Source organism: Bacteroidales bacterium (genome assembly GCA_014860575.1).
Classification (GTDB): domain Bacteria; phylum Bacteroidota; class Bacteroidia; order Bacteroidales; family JAAYJT01; genus JAAYJT01.
The window spans coordinates 108,195-128,457 of record JACZJK010000046.1 but is presented as its reverse complement, the minus strand read 5'-3'; the positions used below and the strand labels follow the sequence as shown (position 1 = coordinate 128,457).

The 20,263-nt window shown below is 43.2% G+C and carries 17 protein-coding genes; 7 read left to right on the top strand and 10 right to left on the bottom strand.

The genetic code is table 11. From position 1 onward, the window contains the following. Nucleotides 1-136 precede the first annotated feature (136 nt). The 4 genes from IH597_12875 to IH597_12860 all read right to left on the bottom strand — a co-directional run bounded on the left by IH597_12875 (nt 137) and on the right by IH597_12860 (nt 4,855). Entirely contained in the window at nt 137-1,126 is a 990-nt protein-coding gene (locus IH597_12875) for a ketoacyl-ACP synthase III (GenBank protein ID MBE0663345.1), read from the bottom strand. A 10-nt stretch (nt 1,127-1,136) separates the two neighbouring features. Continuing rightward, complete coding sequence (fabG, locus tag IH597_12870; GenBank protein MBE0663344.1) at nt 1,137-1,880, bottom strand: 3-oxoacyl-ACP reductase FabG; 744 nt, start codon at nt 1,878-1,880, stop codon at nt 1,137-1,139. 97 nt (nt 1,881-1,977) lie between these two features. Beyond that, a complete protein-coding gene (locus tag IH597_12865) occupies nt 1,978-3,162 on the bottom strand; it encodes an acetyl-CoA C-acetyltransferase (GenBank protein ID MBE0663343.1) in 1,185 nt (394 codons plus the stop codon). A gap of 256 nt (nt 3,163-3,418) precedes the next feature. Next, nucleotides 3,419-4,855, bottom strand: coding sequence for a hypothetical protein (locus IH597_12860; protein MBE0663342.1), 1,437 nt, complete (start codon nt 4,853-4,855; stop codon nt 3,419-3,421). Between the two features lie 401 nt (nt 4,856-5,256). Between IH597_12860 and IH597_12855 the strand changes: the two genes are divergently transcribed. From IH597_12855 to IH597_12835, 5 genes are all read left to right on the top strand, one after another. Then, the gene (locus IH597_12855; GenBank protein MBE0663341.1) at nt 5,257-5,871 is read left to right on the top strand and encodes a TetR/AcrR family transcriptional regulator; all 615 of its coding nucleotides are present in this window, start codon (nt 5,257-5,259) and stop codon (nt 5,869-5,871) included. A gap of 7 nt (nt 5,872-5,878) precedes the next feature. Further along, the gene (locus tag IH597_12850) at nt 5,879-7,180 is read left to right on the top strand and encodes a TolC family protein (GenBank protein ID MBE0663340.1); all 1,302 of its coding nucleotides are present in this window, start codon (nt 5,879-5,881) and stop codon (nt 7,178-7,180) included. 18 nt (nt 7,181-7,198) lie between these two features. Further along, the gene (locus tag IH597_12845) at nt 7,199-8,248 is read left to right on the top strand and encodes an efflux RND transporter periplasmic adaptor subunit (GenBank protein MBE0663339.1); all 1,050 of its coding nucleotides are present in this window, start codon (nt 7,199-7,201) and stop codon (nt 8,246-8,248) included. 208 nt (nt 8,249-8,456) lie between these two features. Next, the gene (locus tag IH597_12840; GenBank protein MBE0663338.1) at nt 8,457-11,576 is read left to right on the top strand and encodes an efflux RND transporter permease subunit; all 3,120 of its coding nucleotides are present in this window, start codon (nt 8,457-8,459) and stop codon (nt 11,574-11,576) included. Between the two features lie 66 nt (nt 11,577-11,642). Next, nucleotides 11,643-11,936, top strand: coding sequence for a hypothetical protein (locus IH597_12835; GenBank protein MBE0663337.1), 294 nt, complete (start codon nt 11,643-11,645; stop codon nt 11,934-11,936). A 19-nt stretch (nt 11,937-11,955) separates the two neighbouring features. Here the strand turns inward: IH597_12835 and IH597_12830 are convergent, their stop codons facing one another. From IH597_12830 to IH597_12805, 6 genes are all read right to left on the bottom strand, one after another. After that, on the bottom strand, nt 11,956-12,852 hold the full coding sequence (locus IH597_12830) for a hypothetical protein (protein MBE0663336.1): 897 nt from the start codon (nt 12,850-12,852) through the stop codon (nt 11,956-11,958). Between the two features lie 10 nt (nt 12,853-12,862). After that, entirely contained in the window at nt 12,863-13,426 is a 564-nt protein-coding gene (locus IH597_12825) for a YceI family protein (GenBank protein MBE0663335.1), read from the bottom strand. Between the two features lie 65 nt (nt 13,427-13,491). Further along, nucleotides 13,492-13,923: a hypothetical protein gene (locus IH597_12820; protein MBE0663334.1), complete on the bottom strand. Its 432-nt coding sequence runs from the start codon at nt 13,921-13,923 to the stop codon at nt 13,492-13,494. A gap of 57 nt (nt 13,924-13,980) precedes the next feature. Further along, the gene (locus IH597_12815) at nt 13,981-14,373 is read right to left on the bottom strand and encodes a hypothetical protein (GenBank protein ID MBE0663333.1); all 393 of its coding nucleotides are present in this window, start codon (nt 14,371-14,373) and stop codon (nt 13,981-13,983) included. 31 nt (nt 14,374-14,404) lie between these two features. Beyond that, nucleotides 14,405-14,821, bottom strand: a complete 417-nt coding sequence (locus tag IH597_12810; GenBank protein ID MBE0663332.1) for a hypothetical protein — start codon at nt 14,819-14,821, stop codon at nt 14,405-14,407. A gap of 92 nt (nt 14,822-14,913) precedes the next feature. Beyond that, nucleotides 14,914-17,001, bottom strand: a complete 2,088-nt coding sequence (locus tag IH597_12805; protein MBE0663331.1) for a glycoside hydrolase family 97 protein — start codon at nt 16,999-17,001, stop codon at nt 14,914-14,916. A gap of 456 nt (nt 17,002-17,457) precedes the next feature. Here IH597_12805 and IH597_12800 point away from each other — a divergent pair, with 456 nt between their 5' ends. Both IH597_12800 and IH597_12795 read left to right on the top strand, forming a co-directional pair. Next, nucleotides 17,458-19,083, top strand: coding sequence for a S41 family peptidase (locus IH597_12800; protein MBE0663330.1), 1,626 nt, complete (start codon nt 17,458-17,460; stop codon nt 19,081-19,083). A gap of 178 nt (nt 19,084-19,261) precedes the next feature. Further along, nucleotides 19,262-20,251, top strand: coding sequence for a dihydroorotate dehydrogenase-like protein (locus IH597_12795; GenBank protein MBE0663329.1), 990 nt, complete (start codon nt 19,262-19,264; stop codon nt 20,249-20,251). Nucleotides 20,252-20,263 lie beyond the last annotated feature (12 nt).

Here is a 20,263-nt window from a genome sequence, read left to right as displayed (position 1 = left end):
CAATTGTTGCTGATTGATTATCTCCTCATGTCTCAGTCTCTCCATCTCCCCATCTCTCCGTCTCTCCGTCTCTCCGTCCTTCGTCCTTCGTCCCTTGTCTCTTATTTCTTGCCTCTTGTTTCTTGTCTCATGTAATTCACATTCGAAACGCCGCACTTGCAAACGCCAGTCCTCCTCCTGATCCAATAAACATAAGCAGGTTGCCAGGTTTAATTTTTCCTTGTTTATCGGCTTCATGCAGTGCAATGGGAATACAGGCTGAACCAGTATAACCATAATAATGCATGATGGTGGTGGCCTTGCTTCTGTCAACTTCCAGCATGTCCATCGTTTCCCAGATGCTGTTGATGTTGATCTGGGTCATAAAAAAGTGATCAATATCATTTGGTTGAACACCAATCCGGTCACAAAGTGTCCGGATCATCATGCTCCACATCCGCGGATTAAGTTCCTTTGGGAATTTTGTTACAAACTTTAGCAGGTGATCTTTATTGGTCAGCACCTTTTCGCTTAAAGGTTGATAAGTACCGCCTGCATAAATGCCCATATATCCCTCATATTCCCCATGCGTAATCAACTCGCTGCTCAGAAAACCTCTTTGAGTGTCAGTTGTAGATTTCAGGATGACGGCTCCGGCGCCATCTGCAAAAAGCGTGACGGTTTTTTTATCAGTCATGTTCAGGTACTTGCTCATGGCGTAGGCGCCGATCACAAGTACAGTGTTGTAGTTTTCGTCAGCCCGTATGTATTTCGAACCCATATCCAGTGCAGTGACAAACCCGGCACAAGCAGTATTTACATCAAAGCTGCCTGCATTTTTCAAGCCAAGCAAATGCTGCACTTTTGCTGCTGTTGAAGGAGAAATATACTCGGGAGTATCGGTGGCAATAATTAGTAAGTCAACATCTTCAGGTGCTATTTTGCCGCGTTCTAAGGCGCTTTGTGCTGCCCGAACGCTAAGGTCGGAAGTTGACTCATTTTCATTGCACCATCGCCGTTCATAAATCTGAACATTGTCAATCAGCCATTGGCTCACAGGTTCGCCCAGCAATTCATCAAAATAGCTGTTAGGAACAACCCTTTCGGGAACGTACATACCTGTGCTATGGATATAGGCGTTTCGCATTGTTTGCATATTAAATTACCACGCCACCGTCAACGCTGAGCACTGCACCGTTTATAAATCCGGCGTCATCACCTGCGAGGAAAAGATAAGCAGCAGCAATCTCTTCCGGTTTTCCGAGGCGACCGGCAGGAGTTTTGTCTTTCATTATCTGAAGTATGTTTTCGGGCATTTTTGCTACCATCTCGGTAGCAATGAATCCGGGGGCAACAGCATTCACCGTGATTCCTTTTCTGCCGAGTTCCCTGGCGAGGGTCTTTGTCATTCCTATCACACCGGCTTTGGATGCGACGTAGTTGGTTTGACCGAAGTTCCCGTACAGCGCCACAACCGAGGAAGTATTGATAATGCGCCCATAATTTTTCTCAACCATGAATGATGAGATCACTTTGGTACAGTTGAATACGCCAGTGAGGTTCACATCAATTACCTGCTGCCACGATTCGGGAGTCATTTTTTTCAGGGTGCTATCACGGGTGATGCCTGCATTGTTGATCAGGATATCAATTTTCCCAAATTTTGCGAAAGCTTCGTTTCCTGCTGCTTCAACCTCGTGGTAAATTGCAGTATTTACTTTTGTGAAACTAACTTTCAGTCCTTTACTTGTCAGATCCTTGGCGAGCAGCACACCTTTTTCCTCATTCAGATCCCAAATAATGACTGTTGCTCCTTCGTTCGCAAAGCGTTCTGCTGCGGCTTTCCCGATACCATCAGCTCCACCAGTGATGATTGCAACTCTATTTTCAAGCATTTTCATAATCCGATAATATTTAGATTTTATGTGTTATCACTATAGTTATGTCAGTTGCAAAAGCTCATCTTCAGCTTTGAACTTTGAACCCGGAACTTTGAACTTACTCCTCTCGCTTGACAATCATAGCAATCCCCTGTCCGCCGCCGATACACAGCGTTGCCAGTCCTTTTTGCACATCCCTGCGTTTCATTTCATAAAGCAAAGTTGTTAGCACACGTGCGCCTGAAGCACCAATCGGATGACCCAGGGCAATGGCGCCGCCATTGACATTTACTATATCTGTGTTCAGGCCAAGATCTTTTACAACTGCCAGCGATTGAGCTGCAAAAGCCTCGTTTGCTTCAATCAGTTGGATGTCTGAAATCTGCATCCCTGCTTTTTTCAACGCCTTGCGTGTTGCAGGTACCGGGCCATAGCCCATAATTTTAGGATCAAGACCTACATAAGCACCGGCAATAATACTCGAAAGTGGCTTCAGTCCAAGTTCCTGGGCTTTTTCCTTGCTCATCAGAACCAACATACTTGCTCCGTCATTGATTCCTGATGCATTGCCAGCCGTCACCGATCCATCTTTCTTGAAAGCTGGTTTTAGCGCAGCGAGTTTATCCAGGGTCAAACCATGCCGGGGAAACTCATCGGTATCAACCACAATGGGATCGCCTTTGCGTTGAGCGATTTCAACTTTCACAATTTCTTCTGCGAAGCGCCCCTCTTGCTGTGCTTTTTCAGTCTTATGTTGGCTCAATAGTGCAAATTCATCCTGTTCGGCACGGGAAATACTCCAGCGTTCGGCAATATTCTCTGCTGTCATTCCCATGTGTACGTTGTCGAAAATATCCGTCAGACCATCAAGGATCATGCTATCAACCAGGGTTCCATCACCCATTTTATATCCGTACCTTGCCTTGGGCAACAGGTAGGGAGCGTTCGACATGCTTTCGGTTCCTCCGGCAAGAACAATATCGGCTTCGCCCAACTGAATAATCTGGGCTGCCATCAACACAGCGCGCAGCCCTGAACCACAAAGCTGATTAATGGTTATGGCTGGAACCGTTTCAGGCACTCCGGCGCGAATACCAACCTGGCGCGCTACATTCTGCCCAAGACCTGCCGAGAGAATATTTCCAACTATTACTTCTTCTACTTGCGCAGGCACAATGCCCGAACGCGTGATGGCTTCAGCGGCAGCAATCTTGCCCAATTCAACGGCGCTTAAAGAGGAAAGTACACCACCAAAATTTCCAATGGGGGTGCGGACTGCTGAGGTTATTACTACTTCTTTCATGAGTATGATGTTTTGTGTTCAAAGTTCGGGGTTCAAAGTTCAAGAGTCCGGGTTTCGTGTTTGACGTTGGAATCAGACCATCAATAATGGCATTGGTTTCAATTTTATTGCAAAGCTAAATACGAAACATGCGAAATGAAAGGCAGAATTATAAATACAAGTGGTGGACTGAGAAATGAATGGCAGTGGTTAAATTATTTAGGATCTTATTAATCAACAGAATAAGTGTAAAGAATCATACCCTGACCTAGATTGTTTATTTGTGCTGAAATTTGTGAATAAAGTTATTGTCAATGAATGAAATATGCCTGCTTATTTCATGAACCAGATCGTTAAGCAATCGCATCTTGTGCGGATCGTCAACACAACTTTTTACTGAATCTAAAAGAATGTCCTGAAGCAGTTGCTCGCTGATTTCAAATTCCATGAACCTTGCCGAAGCATGGTACCAGATGAAGGTAGGAATGTATCCGGCGCTTTTACGGTAGCCTGCTTCTTTTTCTGATAGGTTGTATTTCCTCACGAGTGTGAGCATCTCACGGTACTTCTCTAGCAAGAACATGGTCTGCATCAGCGAAGTGAAGAATAGATGCCAGCGGTGGTTCAGAATATCGCTACGGTTAACGTCAAGGAATGATTTTCCATAACTATATGCATCTTTTGCCTTGCCAGTTTTATTCAGGCATTGCAAATAGAATGATGCAAATCCAATGCGGTTATGTGGACTGATAGTACTTCTGAAATCCGTAAATGAATCTTGCATAAGTTTCAGGGCTGCTTCGTGTTTTTTTGCCCTCAGCAAGACTGCACAAAGGTTATTCAAATACTGAAGATAATCGGAACCTCTGTGACGGATTGATAAATACCCATAATACTCAGCCTTATCCAGTTCGTTGTATCGTGAATGGACCATCAGCCGGTTGGCATAGTAATTTACCAATATCCTGCGACTATAGATTTCACCACGGATGATCATCTGGTCGAGATCTTCGTATAAACTAATTAATTTGTCGTATTCGCGGTAATTGTAATATAAAAATGTGAGCCTCACGATTGCATAGTAGCGGTTCAAACCATCCAGGGTTTCATCCTTGAAAACTGATACCAGCCATTCTTCCCATTGCTTTGATTCCTTACCGGGCGTGGCATACTGATCGACAATATCAATAGTAGCTTCGTGTAATTGCTGGTTAGTTTGCTTTGAGCGCTGGTAAAGTTCCCTGTATTTTTCAAGAAACGCCTCGGTTAAGCTACGGTAATTGTATCGAACGCGAATTAACAGGTAATAGCGGTAGTTCTGAACCAGTTCATAAAACCGGATAAAATAATAGTTCGGAAAACTGAAACGTTTGATAGTTCTTATGAGTTCCTCCTCATCGCCGGGGGTGAGAGAATCGAGGATGATCTTTTGGTCCAGCTTATTCAGCCAAGCAAAGAAAACATCAGCGTCAACAGCTTCCAGTTTTTTTCCAATCCAGGTTTTAAGGTTGGAGTATTTGCGTTTATCAATGCCGGTATCGAATACCCCTGGCTGGTTTATATTTTCTGCATTATGAATGATTTTATCCAGAATGTTGATGTTGTCGGCATCCTGCATTTGTTGCACCTGTTTCAGGTGCCTGGCTTCATGCGGTAATATGGTATTAACGAACTCTGCAAAGCGGCTGAGCTTTTTACGGGATTTTGATTTCATCAATTTTCGGAGATTGATGCACAAAGATAAAGCATACGATTGAATGCTTCACATGATAAAACATCATCGTTGTCCGGTAAATTATTCGTAAAACTATCAAATCCATTAATTTGTGAAACCTCTACGAGGTACTTGTATTATTTGGGTTACTTTTTTCTACAATACTTTATCGCCTACAGCGAATCCACTGCGAAGTGAGACGGGTTCCGCGTAGCGGATATAGAATTGAAGATTAACCTTATAATAGTTCTTTTTTCCACGTAGTGGATAAACAAGTTTTAGCCGGACAATAGTCAAGAAAAACATGATGCTGCTGAACACAACCGGAAAAGTACTTTTTTTTTATTTGAAAACTATTAAACCGTAAAAGTTTTATAGTTTTGCACCTGAAATCCGGATACATGGAAACCAAAAACAAGATACTTGGAAAAGCCAGTGAGATGTTCGTCTCGCTTGGTGTTCGAAATGTTACTATGGACACACTTGCGGGAGAACTTGGCATTTCAAAACGTACCATTTACGAGCTCTTCAATGATAAGGATGCACTGGTAATTGAATGTATCCGTCACATTATTGTCGAAAACAACAAAGGCTTTTTAAAAATTATTGAAAGTTCGGAAAATGTTGTGGAGGCCATGTTTCAGATCATACGCATTCAGAAAGAGAATCGCCAGAGTTATCCGAAGGTTTTTACTGAGGATATCAAACGATATTACCCACTGGTTCAAGCCTCATTTTATTCATCCAAACACGATCTTGAAAAATTTTCCGCAACCTTTACTTTGCTTGAAAAGGGTCGTGCGCAGGGCATATTCCGAACCGATCTGAGAACCGATCTTGTTGACAACTTCATTCATGAGATCATTTCCATAGTGCATACCAGTGATCGCATTCGCTTGCTCAATCCATCTGACACTGATTTGATAAGCAATATTATGTTACCCTATTTCAGGGGTATCTGTACGCCTAAAGGGCTTGAATTAATGATTAAGTATTTTGAAGAAATTAATAATTAGCAGACACATGAAAACTAAATTCCTAACAATGCTTCTGCTGTTTCTTTCAATCAGCGTCATGCTTGTTGGCCAGCAAAAGTTATCGCTTAGTCTTGAAGATGCCCGCAGCTATGCGCTTGAACACAACAAGGCAATGATCAACTCGGATTACACAATTGACAAGGCAGAACTTGCTGTGCGTGAAGCCATCGCCAACGGACTTCCGCAGGTAAACGCATCCATGGATTATTCGAATGCCCTGGGCGCTAAAATATCCATACGTTTTAACGAAGCCATGCCGGCTACTGAAATTGACATCAGGCCACAGAGCAATTTATACCTGAACGTAGGTCAGTTGGTATTCAGTGGTAATTATATTGTTGGTGTTCAAACCGCGAAACTGTACCGGGAACTGAGCCAACTGGGCTATCAGAAAACCGAGCTCGAAGTTATAGCGCAGGTTTCTGATGCTTACAATCTTGTGCTTATGGCTGGTCAGCTCAACGAAGTGCTAAATCAAAACTTAACGAACCTTAAAAGTCTTTACGAAAAAACCGCTGTCCTTGAACATGTTGGCATCATCGAAAAAACTGATCTCGACCAGCTTTGGGTTCAGGTTAATACCCTTCAGAATGCAGTAACATCATCGGAACGCCAGCTTGAACTTGCATATAACTTATTACGGCTTCAACTCGGCGCTACGGTTGATACTGAAATAGTGCTGACCGAAACCCTTGACGGAATGATTGCCGGTGCCAGGTTCGAAAACCTGATGCTTCAGCAGTTTAAAGTAGAGCAAAACATTGACTTCAAAATGTTGCAACAGCAGGAAGTCATCAGTGAGAAAATGATTGATATGCGAAGGTCCAATGCGCTGCCTACTGTGTCAGCATTTTATCGTTACACCTATAAATTGCTTAAGCCCGATTTTGATATGACGCCTGCCAACATGGTTGGCTTGCAAATGAATATTCCTTTGTTTTCGAGCGGTTTGAGGCATTGGCAAACCAAACAGGCAATCATTGATCTTAAAACGGTTCAGAATAATATGGCGTTATTAAATGATCAGTTAGAGATCCAGGAGAAACAATTGCTCTTCAACTTTCGCAATGCACTTGAAACTTACACGAATCAGCAAAATAATGTTGAGGTTTCACGAAGGATTTACCAAAGCCTGAAGCTAAAATATGAACAGGGCATGATTTCGGGCCTCGACCTGATTGCTGCCGATAATAACTATTTAAGAGCCGAAACGGATTATATTTCAGCAAAGATGCAGGTTCTCAGCTCGCGCCTGCAACTCGAAAAACTTTACGGAACCATTCAATAATCTCAAAATAATATCAAGATGAAAAGAGTATTTTTTATTGCGATCACTGCAATTGCAATAATGGCGTTTTCCTGCACTCCCGCCAAACAGGAACAGTCAACTGCCGAAACCACTGAAAAATCAGAGCCTGTAAGAACCATCACCCTCGATTATCAAACCATTTCCAGAACTGTTGATTACACCGCCACACTGCAAGCTTACGAAGAGATACATTTGGCTCCGAGTACTCCAGGCAGGATTGAAAATATTTATGTTGAAGTTGGCACCCGCGTTGCAAAAGGCGATGCACTTGTTCAAATGGATAGGACCCAATTGCACCAGGCCGAAGTGCAGTTAGCAACACTGGAGGCAGATTTTAAACGCTTCGACACCTTGCAGAAAGTGGGCAGTATTCCGCAGCAGCAATACGATCAGCTGCAAGCTCAGGTTGATATTGCACGAAATAATATTGCCTTCCTGCGCGACAATACCCGCCTTATTGCTCCATTCAGTGGAGTAATCTCCGGTAAATATTATGAACCTGGTGAGATGTTCTCAGGAGCTCCCAACCCAATGGTAGGTAAAGCTGCTATTGTTTCGCTTTTGCAGATTGACCGGCTTAAAGCCATTGTCTCAGTTTCTGAACGCTTTTTTCCGTTGCTGAAAGCAGGCCTGGAGATCAAAGTAATGACGGATATTTATCCTGATAAGGATTTCAAAGGGCGTGTCTTCCGTATTCATCCGACCATTGATCCGGCCAGCCGTACATTCAATGTTGAAGTTGCAATTGATAATTATGAAAGTTTGCTCCGACCAGGCATGTATTGCCGTGTGAGCCTTGATCTTGATCAGTTTCAGGCGATGGTGGTGCCTGCGATTGCAGTGCTGAAAATGCAAGGTTCAAACGACCGATACATGTTTATTGAAGAAGGCGGGAAAGCTAAGCGTGTTGCTGTTACTATCGGAAAAAGATATGATGACCAGGTAGAAGTAATCAGCGATGTACTTAAACAGGGCGATCAAATAGTTGTGAGCGGCCAGGCCCGCCTGCTTGATGGTATGAAGGTGGAAGTAGTTAAACCAGAGTAAAGCTCCAAGCCCCAAGCCCCAAGCCCCAGGCCCAAAACCCAAAAATCAAAGCCCAATGTTCAAAGCTGATAACTCAAACACATGAACACCGCAACACTGTATCACTTCAACACTGTATCACTGCATCACTGCATCACAAATAAATCCGTGAAAATCTGCAAAATCTGCGTCATCAGCGGTCTATTAAAATCGTAAATCGTCAATAACAATGAGTATCTACAAAAATGCTGTTAACAAGCCGATAACCACTCTGATGGTATTTGCGGCTGTTGTTGTGATGGGAATTTATGCCTTCACAAGAATCCCGGTTGACTTGTATCCCGAGCTTGATCCGCCGTATATATCGGTAATGACTACCTACGCCGGAGCCAATGCGGCTGACATAGAAATAAATGTTACCAAACGGCTCGAAGATGCTTTCAATACGGTTGATAAGGTAAAGGAAGTAGTTTCAATCTCGAGCGACAATCTCTCCGTAATCACGCTGGAATTTTCGTGGGAAGCCAACCTCGATGAGGCTACCAACGAGATTCGCGATGTAATTGACCGCATTTACCAATATATGCCCGATGGTGTTGACAGACCTGCAATTTTTAAATTCAACACCAATATGATGCCTATCGTATTCTTTGCTGTAACAGCAAAAGAAAGTTACCCGGGCCTGGATAAGATACTGGATGAAAAGATCATCAATCCCCTGAACCGTGTTGACGGCGTGGGCTCGGTGGGCATGATTGGTGCCCCAAGGCGGGTGGTTTATGTAGAGGTTGATCCCCGAAGGTTGGATGCTTACCACCTTACCATAGAGCAAATCGGAAATTTGATTGCAGCTGAGAACCTGAATATGCCTTCCGGAAATATCAAGATGGGGCAAATGGATTACCAGTTACGCATACAGGGAGAGTTTAACGAGAGCTATGAACTGAATAACCTGGTGGTTGGAAACTACAATGGCAACCTCGTTTACCTGCGCGATGTTGCAATGGTAAACGATACCCTCAAGGATCGGACAATTGATGAGAAAATAAGCGGTGAAACAGGTCTTCGCATGTTTGTGATGAAGCAGTCAGGTGCGAACACAATACAGGTGGCCAGGGATATACGTGAAAATCTTGAAGAACTTAAAAAAGATCTGCCTCCTGATATCAGGATCAATCTGATCATGGATACTTCAGATTTTATCAAAGGATCAATCAGTAATCTTTCTCGCACCCTGATGTTCGCTTTCCTCTTCGTGGTGCTCGTTGTGCTTTTCTTCCTCGGGCGCTGGCGTGCAACATTTATCATTGTACTTACCATTCCTATATCGCTGATCGTGGCATTCGTTTATTTATTTATTACCGGCAATTCCGTGAATGTTATTTCACTTACTTCCCTGTCTATTGCAATAGGTATGGTAGTGGACGATGCCATTGTCGTACTTGAGAACATAACCCGGCATATCGAACGTGGCAGCAGTCCCCGCGAAGCTGCCATTTATGCCACCAACGAAGTTTGGCTCTCGGTAATTATTACTACGCTGGTAGTCGTTGCCGTTTTCTTCCCGCTTACGCTGGTTGGCGGAATGACCGGTGTATTGTTCAAACAACTTGGATGGATTGTAACAATTACCGTGACAACTTCAACACTTGCGGCCATCACGCTCACACCAATGCTATCATCGCGATTACTGAGGCAGCATAAGAAAAAATTACATTTGCCCCGTCTCAGCTATGAGCGCACCATTGAAGCATTTCTTACGAATGTAGATGACTTTTACGTGAAAATACTCAGATGGGCATTGTATCATAAAATATTCGTGATCATTTTTACCTTTCTTATCTTTATCAGTTCCTTGTTTTTATTCAGGTTTGTGGGAACCGATTTTATGCCCGAAACCGATGAGTCGCGTATTATGGCTTCCATTGAGTTGCAAACCGGGACCAGGGTTGAGGAAACCATGAAGATAGCTCGGAGCATTGAAAAGATTGTGCAGGAGCAGTATCCTGAAGTACTCGTGATGGCCGCTTCATCCGGTTCTGACGATGAAGGTAGCATGTTTTCTTTATTTTCAACCGCCGGTTCAAACATCATTAACCTGATGATGAGACTCAGGCATGTAGAAGAAAGAGACCGCAGTGTGTGGGAAATCGCTGATGGTCTCAGGGAACAGATCGCCCAATTTCCAGAAGTTGTAACTTTTAGTGTGAACACTGCCGGCGCCGGAATGGGATCAACCACGAACACCGTGGATGTTGAAATTTATGGTTACGATTTCAATGCCACCAATACCATTGCCGAAGAGATTCGAGACAGGGTAATGAAGGTAGAAGGTGCAACGGATGTTACAATTAGCCGAAAGAAAGACAAACCGGAATTACAGATACTGCTCGACAGAGAAAAACTTTCATCGAACGGCTTGAATACAGCCATGGTTTCCGGTATGATCCGAAACAGGATCAGCGGGATGCTTGCTTCGCGTTTTAAGGAACAAGGTGATGAATACGATATCCGGATAAGGCTTTCAGAGGAATTCCGCAGCTCAATTTCCGATCTTGAAAATCTTACGATCCGGAATCCAATGGGCAAAATGATCAAGCTAAAGGAGATTGGAAGCGTAGAAGAGTATTGGGGCCCTCCGGCCATTCAGCATAAGAGGAAAGAGCGTATTGTAACCGTTTCAGCCAAACCGAACAATACCTCATTAGGTGAACTGGCAAAAGAAATTACTGCTGTAATTAAGGATGTTGAAATGCCACAGGATGTGATGATTGCAGTGGGTGGCGCTTACCAGGAGCAGCAGGAATCTTTTATGGATTTGGCGCTGTTGATGCTCATCAGTCTGATCCTGGTTTTTATTGTTATGGCCTCGCAGTTTGAGTCGTTTACAATGCCCTTCGTGATCATGTTCTCTATTCCTTTTGCGTTCACAGGAGTAATTTTTGCCTTGTTGATCACAGGAACAACGCTTAGTGTAGTTGCTGCTCTCGGGGCAGTGTTGCTGATAGGAATCGTTGTTAAAAACGGGATTGTGTTAGTTGACTTTACCAACCTGATGCGCGACCGTGGAATGAAACTGTATGAAGCAATTATAGCTTCAGGGAAATCGCGCTTACGCCCTGTGTTGATGACAGCGCTAACAACCATGCTGGGAATGTTGCCGCTTGCGCTCAGTACCGGTGAAGGTTCGGAAATATGGAGCCCTATGGGCATTACAGTCATTGGCGGACTTGTATTCTCTACTTTAATTACAATGGTGCTGATACCGGTTATGTACGCAGTATTGTCGCGTTCCGGGGAAAGGGACAAGACCAGAAAACTTCGCAAAAAATTCCAGTTCCTCGAATAAGCAGGCAAAGCCGAATTACGAATTACGAATTACGATTTAGGAATTACGATTATCAATTTTACCAGAATGAAAGCAGTTTTTATAGTGTTCAACCAGGCACATTCCGAAAGGATCGAATTTATACTTGACCATCTCCATATCAGGGGCTACACATGGTGGAGTGAAGTAAAAGGCCGTGGCTCAGAACTGGGCGAACCAAGAATGGGAACCCACACATGGCCCGAAATGAATTCAGCTATGCTGACAGTTATCCCGGCAGACAAAGTTGATGAACTGCTGGATAAAGTGAAGAAACTTGACCAGATCAACCAGGAAGTAGGAGTGAGGGCTTTTGTGTGGGAGATCACAAAAGCCTTATAAGCATGCTCGTTGTGTTTTTCTACCTGAAACCTTCCGGCTTTTTGATAGTGAAAACCCTGGTTATGTTGAACCCGAAATAGATATCGCCATTCAGCCAATCGCCGGTGGTTTCGGTAATAAAGCCGCGGTCGAACATAGGTTGTGAATTGGTGAAGTGAAGCTGGAATACATGGCCACCGGTTTCAATGTCGAACCCGAGTGAAAGTGAGTTTTTGAAATCCCCCGATTGCTGATTGGGCAAAACGTAGAAATACTCTCCATTGAATGTCATACGGCTGGTGAGTTTTACTCTCGCACCGGCTCCTACAGCAAAAATATCGTTGCTGTCGTCTTCGGTAGGAACCAGGTTTTTATGGATCAAAGCAGGCATTAGCTGAAACGAAAAGTTGTTGTTGAATTTTCGTGCAATCAGCAATTGGTGCGTGTAAGCCAGCCTAGACGAGAAATAATTGGGTCTTTCATTGTTCTGCCAGCGTAATGATGTAAGGGTGGTAGCTGAGTACAGCGTTAGTGAAACCGGCATGTTGCGCAGTCCGCTGCTTTGCCGGAGCAATTTCACTTTAGCAAAACCGTCGTAGGTTTTCTGGAATGTGCTGCGGCCTATTCCAAGGCATAACCAATCATTAAAACTGTATTCGAACCCAAGGCGCATGGTTGCCTGGTCGAGGCCAAACAGGTTATAAGCGCCATCGTTTATTTTTCCAAAATGATGCGAAATAATAAACAGCAGCACGCCCGGTGCCGGGTTCTCAACAGACTGTGCATTTACTACACGGGTTGTTTTAAAAGTTGCGTAAGCATATTCGGTGGTTTCTTCCTCTTCTTCGCCAAAGAGATCCATCAGGTCCTGCGAACTGGCATTGAAGATGATGCCTACGAAAAATAAAAAAAGAACAGTTTTGCTAAAGTGTTGCATATTTTGTGGATTAGAGTTTCCTCATGGCCACATCCACCCTGATTTCGATGTTTTCGGCGATATTGCTTGCAACCGCTTTAGGTATGGTTACATTATAATCGCTGAGGCGGATGTTGAAAACACAATTGCCGGTCAGGTCGTCACCCTTAACCTCAAATGTGCCGTTTTCCTTAACTTGTTTTGTGACCCCATGGATCGTAAGATCTCCTTCGACAATTGCATTATAAACCCCGCTTTTTGAGAGGTCAATTTCCGTGAGGTTCGAAACCTTGCCTGTGAAGGTTGCATTGGGGAATTTATGTGATTCCACATAATTTTCATTGAAATGTTCCTCCATCAGGGCTTTTTCAAATTCAAATGATTTCATCAGAATCCTAAATACGAGCTCACCGGTTCCGGCATCAAAGGCCGTATTAACCTGGCGGTTGTGTGCTTCAATGTTTTCGAGAGGTGCTTCTGAGAAAAAGGAAATATGCCCGTTGCGGGTCATATATTTTTGTGCCTGAGCGCTAAAAGATACTAAAATAAAAATGCCTGAAAGCAGAATAGCTGCCAATAAGTGGTTGCGTTTCATAATTGATTGTGTTAAGTGGTTTTGATATTTAATTCATTTTAAATAACAACCTACACTTGCAAAAGTTATTCCACAATCGAACATTTATCCATAATCACATCACCGGTAAAGCCGGTGCACAATCCTTTGATTTTGATAAAGTCTCCAATATGAATGCTGTGGGCTTTCTCGTTAGCTTCCGGAAGTACGGTACAACGCACGCCCTCAGGCCCGAAGGCTCCATCGTCAAAGGTGAATACAAGGATTACCAATTCTCCGGATTCTTCACAATTATCGAGGTTACCCTCAATCTGTATTATTTTCCCACTATACTTCTCGTTTGAACCTTCAGGATCGTTGATAAACGCATCATATAGCTCTGCTGCAGTAAGATTGAACTCCGGTTTTGCTGCAGCAAAATCGCGGTGGGGTTTGTTGTAAACAAACACATAGCCTAAAACTCCGGCAATGATGCCGAGCAGGAATAGACCGATAAGGATTTTTAGCCAGGTTTTCATGGTTGGTTTTTTTTTATGATTATTCCAGATTCAGATTCAAAATTCAATTTCCATTTATCAATTATTCAGTGCTCCATCATCAATCCATTTTTGAATTTTCAGGAGGTTGCAGTTTGAAAGTTTGATCCCCGAAGGTGGCATTATGGCGAAACCATTCTGGTGGTTAATGGCTCCCCAGAACCTGCCATTATCAATCTGAGTTTTCAGGCCATTATAGTTGTTTAGGATAACGCCTGCATTAGGGATGTTCTGATTGTGGCAACCTATACAATGCGTTGAGAGTATGGGAGCTATAGTTCCGGAATAGGTTACATTGAGTGTATCGCATCCTACCACTCCAGTACCGGGATCGCCATAAAGGTACTCTTCATTATCATAGTAGCATCCTGATACAATGATGATCAACACGAAGAAAATCAGAGGAAAATACGAAAAACAATACTTTTTCATTTTGCGTGACAATTAATGATTCAGGTTAACTTCACTCTTCATCACAGGTAAGATCCTTAGCTCCCTGTAATATCCATTTTCTTACCATAGCTATCTGGTCATTCCCAAGACGGGGATATGGTGGTTTTGGCATTCTTTTTTCCTCATCATCTTCAACCAGTACTTCATACAAGTCGCTTCCATTGGGATTGCCAGGTTTAACATCTCCTGTGTTCTTAACATTAGAATAACTGTCAAGAATTACACCATCAGAAGCAGTAGCTGCATCATGACAACCGGCAAAAGCGCAAGAGGAAAGCAGAAGTGGCAGTATATCCCGTTCAAAATACACGGTATCAGGGTGGCATGGATCTCCTACAATTGGCACGTTTTCCGGTTCATGGCGGCATTGAACGATGAGGATCGCAACCAAAATTACCGGAATAAAGATTAAATGCCCTGGCTTCATAGAAAAATTGATTTAAGCGTAAAAGTATTTAATTATTTATTAAAATGAGACATGATGCTGTTTTTTGCCTGAAATTATACTACCAGGAAATGCTAATTGGGTTCACCGGCAATAATAAAACTGATGGCTGCCCCACCTCCGGGTGCAATTTTTAATTCGATTTCTGATTTATTATCTGCCTCGAATGAAGTTATTGCATAGCTGTCAGGATTCGAATCCCAATGAGCATCCGGGCCATCAGCATAAAGTGTGGCGGTATATTTTATCCCCGGTTTCAGAAAGTCAGTTTTTATTGTGATGTTGCGCGCTTCCTCATTGCTGATGCTGCCCAGGAACCAATTGCCTGTTTCCCTTTCCTCGCGCGCAATTGTAACATATTCGCCAATTTCACCATTGAGCACTTGCGATTGTTCCCAATCTACACCTACATCCCTGATAAACTGAAATGCCGGATGGTTTTCATAATTTTCCGGTAAATCTGCAGCCATCTGCAATGGGCTATATAGCACTACATACAATGCCAGTTGCTGGGCCAGCGTGGTATTAACCTGGTTGTCCTTTTTATATGGTTCAAGCTTGATGTTGAAAATGCCGGGTGTATAATCAATAGGGCCGGCAAGCATTCGTGTGAACGCAACGATGGGAAGATGTTTCGGCGGATTGCCACCATCAGTAGCCCAGGCGTTGAATTCCTGTCCCCGCAATCCTTCGCGTGAAACATCATTGGGAAAGGTTCGCCTTAAGCCGGTTGCCATAATCGGTTCATGACTGTTTACAGCTACTTTATGTTTGGCAGCGGTTTGAAGCACCCGCATATAATGGTTCACCATAAACTGGTTATGATGATATTCGCCTTTGGGGATGATGGTTCCCACATAACCTGTTTTTACCATTCCAAAGCCGTAATGTTCCATCAGCGCATAAGCTGTGTCCAATTGTTGCTCATACGTGCTTACAGCTGAAGATGTTTCGTGATGCATGATCATCCTGACACCATTTTCTTTGGCATAGCGCGCTACTTCATCAAGGTCATAATCGGGGTAGGGCGTTACAAAATCAAAGATACCTTCACGGTCGGCGGTTCCGATCCAATTTTCCCAACCGGTATTCCAACCTTCCACCAGCACGGCTCCTATATTATTTTGCGCAGCGAAATCAATGTAGCGTTTGGTGTTTTCAGTGGTAGCTCCATGGCGGCCATGTGGTTTAAAGCTCTTATCCGGGGCAATACCGTAATCCCAGCTTGCTTTCCCGAGATGCATTTCCCACCAGATGCCAACATATTTCGTAGGTTTGATCCACGAAACATCACCGAGTTTATTCGGTTCGTTAAGATTCAGGATCAGCTTCGACTCAATGAGTTTGCCAGCTTCTTCCGTTACCTGTATTATACGCCAGGGCGTGCTGAATGGTGTTTTCTGAGCCACCTTATAATCGCGCCACGATCCAACAAGGTTTGAGCGCATCGAAAAGGTTTCTGGATAAATTTGAAGCGTTATACCGGCATAATCAATCAACGCGGCTTCATGAAAGCTCAGATACAAGCCATCATCTGTTTTCATTGTAACGGGTGTATTCACCGCATTTACGGGAATATAGGTTTGAGCCAGGTTCGGATGATCGCGTTTGCTAAGTGCATCAATTTCACTGAAACGGGTCGTGTTGTTTAGGTGTTCGTAGATATCCCAATCTCCTGGTGTCCACCAGCATTTATGATCGCCGGTGAGATTGAAAATGGTATTTTCCTCGGTGATAAATACTTCTTTCAGATTGGGCTGATCCGGGAATTCAAACCTGAAACCCAGGCCATCGTCATACATTCTGAAGATTAGATTGAAAGTCCTTTGCAGGCTATCATTTTCCTGGAAACTGACTGTAAGCTCATTGAAATTATTTTCAACAAAGCGTTGTTCCCCCCAGGGCAATTGCCAGGTTTCATTAAATGAACGGGTTGTCGCTTTTGTAATCTTAAGTCTTTCGCTTATTGAAGGCTGGTCGAGCAAATCAAAACCCAATATAGATTCCTTAATAACTGTTTTTTCTTTATAAGTGATTGTATATGCTGCCTGCCCGTTTTCAAGTGTGGATATAATGGCCACCAGCTCTCTGGAGGGAGATTTGATTTCTGTATTTGGTTTCATCTGGCAACTTGCTGTTAGCAGGGCGAAAAGTATAGCCATCAATTGGAAATGAATTGATACCTTGCTTTTTGGGTCTGTTTTTTTCATTTTCATGAATGTTTTGTGAACAATTTAATTTGTTATTCTCCACAGCCTGTTTCTAAGCTGATGTCCTACAATATTACAAATAATCCCGAATCCCGGCATTGTATATTTTCTGAATCATTTTTACCCAAAAAAGGTTAAACTCTTGTTTCACTATATTATTGCCGGCCAGAAGTTGTAATTTTGTGACCAATACACAATGTTTACTGAGGTGGTCTTATCCTCTCAATTCACTGAATATCAATTGTTCGGAGTGAAGAGCAAAATTGAATTTAATCACAATAAGCAAATAAGAGTAGATAAGATTTTTGTTCACCCTATGGCATCTGAATTGTTGGAAAGCGGAATCTTAACATTTGCCTGCAACTTCTTTTTAATTGAAACGTTGTTTTAATATCAAACTCACACATTATGAAACCTACCAATAAGATTTTAATGTCTCTGCCTACGCCTCTGATTATAGTCCTGATTTTGGTCAGTTTTAGTTTCAGTACGCTTACGGCACAACTATACGATTCCCGTTCCACTACTCAGAAATACAATGCTGCATTTCAACTGATCAGCATGGCTTATGTTGATAGTGTGAACCATCAGGAACTTACCGAAACGGCTATCAAGAGCATGCTCAAGGAACTTGATCCCCACTCGGTATATATGACGAAGGAGGAAGTCACCAGGGCCAATGAGCCTTTGATGGGCAACTTTGAAGGCATTGGCGTTCAGTTCCAGATTTTTAAGGATACAATTGTTATCATTTCACCAATCCCTGGAGGCCCGAGCGATAAACTTGGCATTATGGCCGGAGATAAAATTGTAAAGATCAATGGAGAAGAATCTGTTGGTGAGGTCATTAACAACAATTATGTAATGGAGCGTTTGCGTGGCAAAAAGGGAAGCGAAGTTACAGTGTCAATTTTCCGGCAGGGCAAAAATGATTTGCTGGATTTCAATATCATTCGTGATAAAATCCCCCTTAACAGCGTTGACGCAACGTATATGGTTTCAGATGAAACTGGCTATATCAGGCTTAACCGGTTCGCAAGAACAACCATGGATGAGGTTCGCCAGGCCATTACTGCATTGAAATTAGAAGGAATGCAAAACCTCATCCTCGATCTGCGTAATAACTCCGGTGGTTTTCTTGATGTTGCTGTTGACCTTTCAGACGAATTCCTGGATCGCGATAAAATGATCGTTTATACCGAAGGCCTGCGCAGCCCAAGGCAAGACTTTAGGGCAACCAGCAGAGGCAGCCTGCTGAAAGGAAAGGTTATTGTAATGATTAATGAGGGTTCAGCATCAGCCAGCGAAATTGTTGCAGGTGCAGTACAGGATTGGGACCGAGGTTTGGTCCTTGGACGCCGTTCATTTGGTAAAGGCCTTGTGCAACGCCCTTTCAATCTCCCTGACAGCAGCGTGATCAGGCTCACGACAGCTCGCTATTACACACCCTCGGGTCGTAGCATTCAAAAACCATATGATGAAGGTGTGGCCGAATATCACAAAGATATTTCAAAACGATTGGAACATGGCGAAATGGTTCATGCCGACAGCATTCATTTCCCCGATTCCCTGAGATATTTAACAAATAATAAAAGGGTTGTTTATGGAGGCGGAGGCATTATGCCAGATATCTTCCTTCCTTTTGATACCTTAGGAACTTCGGAGTATTATTCGCTGTTATCGCGCAAGGGAGTTATAAATAGTTTCACGCTTGAGTTTATGAACCAGAACCGCCAGGAGATGGAAAAGGAATATCCGGTTTTAGAAGCTTTTATAGCTGAATTTGAAACCGATGAGGAATTCATGGAAAGCTTTTATGCTTTTGCTGAAAAAGAAGGAGTTGAAAGAGATAACGAAGGCATTGAGGCTTCCGGGACTCACCTTGCTGTAATGCTGAAAGCGTTGCTCGGACGGAATCTGTTCGATCTCAATGCGTATTACAGGATCATCAGCGATATAGACCGTGAATTGCAGCAAGCAGTACAGACAATGGCAGATGATTTGGTTTTCAGAAATATTCTGGTAGCAAATTAGGCTTTTGAACCATAACGAAAAGCTGGTTGCAGGCAAATAACAAAATGCTGTTAACTGTCTGCCTGGCTTGAATTTCGCGAATACCACCAAAAAAATATCCGTACAATGTTGGCTCTTTGAGCCAAATCCATAAATTTGCTTGTTCAAATATTCACTTAGGAACAAACACTACATCATCATGGCTAATTTAGCTACGCGTTACATGGGATTGGATCTCAGGAACCCTATTATTGTTGGAAGTTCAGGACTAACATCCTCACTTGACAATGTAAAAGAACTTGAAAGAAGCGGTGCAGGGGCTATTGTGCTCAAATCGCTTTTTGAAGAGCAAATCCGCTATGAGATCAACAAGGCAATGAACCAAACCGATAGCCCCGATAGCCATTATCCTGAGGCGCAGGATTATATCAGTAATTATTCGCGTTCGCACCATATTGATCATTACCTCAAACTCATCAGCGATTCAAAGCAAGCCGTTTCAATTCCAGTGATGGCCAGCATCAATTGTGTGAGTGCAGAAGAATGGATTTCTTTTGCCAAAAAGATTGAAGACGCCGGTGCAGATGCCCTGGAATTGAATGTTTTTATTCTACCTGCCGATCCGAACTTTAGCGGCGAGCAAAATGAACAGATATATTTTGATATCCTTGATCAGGTAAAGAGACAAATCAATATTCCCATCGCATTGAAAATTAGTTATCATTTCTCGGGTCTTGCAAAAACGGCGCTCAAACTATCATGGGCTGGAGCAAAAGGAATGGTTCTGTTTAACCGGTTTTACTCCCCTGATATTAATGTTGATACCCTCAAGGTAATTCCATCAAACATATTCAGTACACCGGAAGAAATCAGTACCAGCCTCAGATGGGTAGCCATGCTCAGCGATCGCTTGTATTGCGACATTGCCGCTTCTACCGGCGTGCACGACGGAAAAGGCGTTGTTAAACAGTTGCTTGCCGGTGCTAAAGCTGTTCAGATTGCTTCTACATTATATAAAAATGGTTTCGGACGCATTGGTGAAATGCTGAAATACCTCGAAACATGGATGGAGAAACAAGGTTATAATACCACCGAAGAGTTTATTGGGGCGCTCAGCCTTAAAAAAGCCGAGAATCCTGCCGCCTGGGAAAGGGTTCAGTTTATGAAGCATTTTGCAGGCATTGAATAGTTAGCAGTAACT

Coding starts and splice junctions, on each gene's coding strand:
- IH597_12810 (MBE0663332.1), bottom strand. CDS start 14,821: ATGAAGCCAGGGCATTTAATCTTTATTCCGGTAATTTTGGTTGCGATC.
- IH597_12815 (MBE0663333.1), bottom strand. CDS start 14,373: ATGAAAAAGTATTGTTTTTCGTATTTTCCTCTGATTTTCTTCGTGTTG.
- fabG (MBE0663344.1), bottom strand. CDS start 1,880: ATGAAAATGCTTGAAAATAGAGTTGCAATCATCACTGGTGGAGCTGAT.
- IH597_12820 (MBE0663334.1), bottom strand. CDS start 13,923: ATGAAAACCTGGCTAAAAATCCTTATCGGTCTATTCCTGCTCGGCATC.
- IH597_12800 (MBE0663330.1), top strand. CDS start 17,458: ATGAAACCTACCAATAAGATTTTAATGTCTCTGCCTACGCCTCTGATT.
- IH597_12875 (MBE0663345.1), bottom strand. CDS start 1,126: ATGCGAAACGCCTATATCCATAGCACAGGTATGTACGTTCCCGAAAGG.
- IH597_12860 (MBE0663342.1), bottom strand. CDS start 4,855: ATGAAATCAAAATCCCGTAAAAAGCTCAGCCGCTTTGCAGAGTTCGTT.
- IH597_12835 (MBE0663337.1), top strand. CDS start 11,643: ATGAAAGCAGTTTTTATAGTGTTCAACCAGGCACATTCCGAAAGGATC.
- IH597_12855 (MBE0663341.1), top strand. CDS start 5,257: ATGGAAACCAAAAACAAGATACTTGGAAAAGCCAGTGAGATGTTCGTC.
- IH597_12825 (MBE0663335.1), bottom strand. CDS start 13,426: ATGAAACGCAACCACTTATTGGCAGCTATTCTGCTTTCAGGCATTTTT.
- IH597_12850 (MBE0663340.1), top strand. CDS start 5,879: ATGAAAACTAAATTCCTAACAATGCTTCTGCTGTTTCTTTCAATCAGC.
- IH597_12795 (MBE0663329.1), top strand. CDS start 19,262: ATGGCTAATTTAGCTACGCGTTACATGGGATTGGATCTCAGGAACCCT.
- IH597_12865 (MBE0663343.1), bottom strand. CDS start 3,162: ATGAAAGAAGTAGTAATAACCTCAGCAGTCCGCACCCCCATTGGAAAT.
- IH597_12845 (MBE0663339.1), top strand. CDS start 7,199: ATGAAAAGAGTATTTTTTATTGCGATCACTGCAATTGCAATAATGGCG.
- IH597_12830 (MBE0663336.1), bottom strand. CDS start 12,852: ATGCAACACTTTAGCAAAACTGTTCTTTTTTTATTTTTCGTAGGCATC.
- IH597_12840 (MBE0663338.1), top strand. CDS start 8,457: ATGAGTATCTACAAAAATGCTGTTAACAAGCCGATAACCACTCTGATG.
- IH597_12805 (MBE0663331.1), bottom strand. CDS start 17,001: ATGGCTATACTTTTCGCCCTGCTAACAGCAAGTTGCCAGATGAAACCA.